Annotated in this window: 3 protein-coding genes; 2 read left to right on the top strand and 1 reads right to left on the bottom strand. The window is 65.5% G+C overall.

Annotated features, from left to right (window positions below; all coding sequences use genetic code 11):
- A partial coding sequence (locus tag U5A57_RS41105) for a LysR family transcriptional regulator (protein WP_321918046.1) occupies window positions 1-896 on the bottom strand: 896 nt, incomplete at its 3' end.
- Window positions 897-1046: 150 nt separating this feature from the next.
- Between U5A57_RS41105 and U5A57_RS41100 the strand changes: the two genes are divergently transcribed.
- Complete coding sequence (locus U5A57_RS41100; protein WP_321918045.1) at window positions 1047-1811, top strand: SDR family NAD(P)-dependent oxidoreductase; 765 nt, start codon at window positions 1047-1049, stop codon at window positions 1809-1811.
- Window positions 1812-1871: 60 nt separating this feature from the next.
- Window positions 1872-2503: pirin family protein (locus tag U5A57_RS41095; RefSeq protein WP_321918044.1), on the top strand; the 632-nt coding region annotated here is incomplete at its 3' end.

Genomic DNA, 2503 nt, shown 5'->3' with positions numbered 1-2503 from the left:
GGATCGGAAAGATGCCCGGCGAAGTAATCGGACAGCGCCGCCACCTTTGCTGGCCGCGCGCGCGCCGACGGCGTGACGAAGTAAAGGCCGCCCCTGGTCAGCGACCAGTCGGTAAGGATCGCTTCGAGGCGGCCATCGGCCAGATACTCGCCGGCGATGAATTCGGGCAGTTCGGCAATCGCCAGGCCATCCAGAAGCGTGGGCAACAGCGCATCGGAATTCGTCACGCGCAGCGGGCCGGTCGGCATCACCGGCTCCTCCTCGCCCGCGTCGTTGGTGAAACGCCAGACATCGCTACGCGCGCGATACGCGTACGAGAGACACGGCCGATCCGCCAGTTCGCGCGGATGGGCCGGCCGTCCTTCGCGCGCCAGATATTCCGGCGACGCCACCACGTATTGCGTCACCGCACATAGCCGCCGCGCCACCAGCGACGAATCGGGCAACGCGGCAATACGCAGCGCGGCGTCGAATCCATCGGCGACCAGATCGACCGACGCATCCGACAGATGCAGGTCGATCGACACTTCCGGATACGCGCGGAAGAACCCCGGCAGCAGCGGCGCGACCCAGCGCAGCCCGAACGACATCGGCACGGCCAGGCGCACCAGCCCGCGCGGCTGCACCGACATTTCGCGCGCCGCGCTTTCGGCCTCTTCCGCCTGCCGGTAGATCTCGCCGGCCTTCTCGCAGATCGTGCGGCCGAACTCGGTCAGCGACAGCTGGCGCGACGTGCGGTTGAAAAGCCGCGCGCCCAGCCGGTCCTCCAGACGCGCCACACCGCGCGAGACCGTCGCCACCGACACGCCCATCGCGCGCGCCGCCGCCGCGAACGATCCCTCCTCGGCGACCTTCGCGAACATCGCGAGTCCTTCGAAATCAGGCAGCTTCGCCATTTCCCCTCATCTTTTCATTTATGCAACGTTAGGTTGCAATCAATTCTATTTCGATAAGACCGGGACGTCGATATTCTTCTCACATCGCAGCACGCAACACCGAACCAGCCAGCACCCACTTCTACCGAACGAAACGAAAGGAGCACGACCATGGCACGCAAACTCGACAACAAGATCGCACTCGTTACCGGCGCAACCAGCGGCATTGGCCTCGCCACCGCGCAGCGCTTCGCCACCGAAGGCGCGCACGTCTATCTCACGGGCCGCCGCCAGGCCGAACTCGATGCCGCTGTGAAGAGCATCCGCGAAGCGGGCGGCCAGGCGACCGGCGTGCGCGTCGATTCCACGAAGCTGAACGAACTCGACGCGCTGTATGCGCAGATCAAGGAAGAACAGGGCCGTCTGGACGTGCTGTTCGCCAACGCAGGCGGCGGATCGATGCTGCCGTTCGGCAACATCACCGAAGAACACTTCGACGACACCTTCAACCGCAACGTGAAGGGCGTGCTGTTCACGGTGCAGAAGGCCCTGCCGCTGCTGGCCAGGGGTGCATCGGTGATTCTTACGGGTTCGACGGCGGGCAGCGCGGGCACGGCGGCGTTCAGCGTGTATTCGGCGTCGAAGGCTGCGGTGCGCTCGTTCGCACGCAACTGGATTCTCGACCTCAAGGATCGCCAGATCCGCGTGAACACGATCAGCCCAGGCGCGACCCGCACGCCCGGCCTGCTCGACCTGGCCGGCGACGATGCTGCCCAGCGCCAGGGTCTCGCCGATTACCTGGCCGCGCAAATCCCGATGGGACGTCTGGGCGAGCCCGGCGAAATCGCCAGCGCCGCGCTGTTTCTCGCTTCGGACGATGCGAGCTTCGTGAACGGCATTGAACTGTTCGTCGATGGCGGCCAGCAGCAGATCTGAACGTAGCATGGGCGCACGGGTGGGGGCAGTCACATCCGTGCGCCCGAACGGAGTTTCATCATGATCGAACATCGCCCTTTTCTTACTCTCGGCGCAATCAAGAGCGACTGGCTCGACGCGAGGCTGCATTTTCGCGTGGGCGAGACCGGACGCGCGGGACATACGCCGCTCGGCCCGCTCTACGTTTGGAACGACGATGAGTTCGCGCCGCGTTCGGGCTTCGGGATGCATGCCCATCGCAGCGTCGAGATTGTCACGTGGGTGCGCTCGGGCGCGATCACGCACGAAGACGATGCGGGCAATCGCGCCCGGCTCGTCGCCGATTCCGTGCAGGTGATGAGTGCGGGCGCAACGATCCATCACACCGAGCGTAACGAGGAAGATGTCGCCACGCGCGTGTTTCAGATCTGGCTGCGTCCGCGGACGCCGGGCGGTACGCCGCGCTGGTCAATGCGTGTCTGTTCGCGCGAATGTCGCGAAGGCCGTTTCGTGACGCTGGCGAGCGGCGATCCCCAAGATGTGCGCGAAGGCGCGCTGCCCATCAATGCCGACGCACGCGTGCGTGTCGCCACCCTGCGCGAAGGCGCGACAATAAGCCACGTGTTACCGAAGCCGGGCTCGGCCTATCTGGTCGCAGATCACGGGAAGCTCGACGCGGGGCCTATCCGGCTCGCACCGCGGGACGGTGTAGC

Origin of the sequence: Paraburkholderia sp. J11-2 (assembly GCF_905220185.1) — a bacterium.
Lineage (GTDB): Bacteria > Pseudomonadota > Gammaproteobacteria > Burkholderiales > Burkholderiaceae > Paraburkholderia.
Note: the sequence above shows the minus strand (reverse complement) of the source record. Positions and strands in the feature narration are given on the sequence as shown.

Coding starts and splice junctions, on each gene's coding strand:
- U5A57_RS41100 (WP_321918045.1), top strand. CDS start 1,047: ATGGCACGCAAACTCGACAACAAGATCGCACTCGTTACCGGCGCAACC.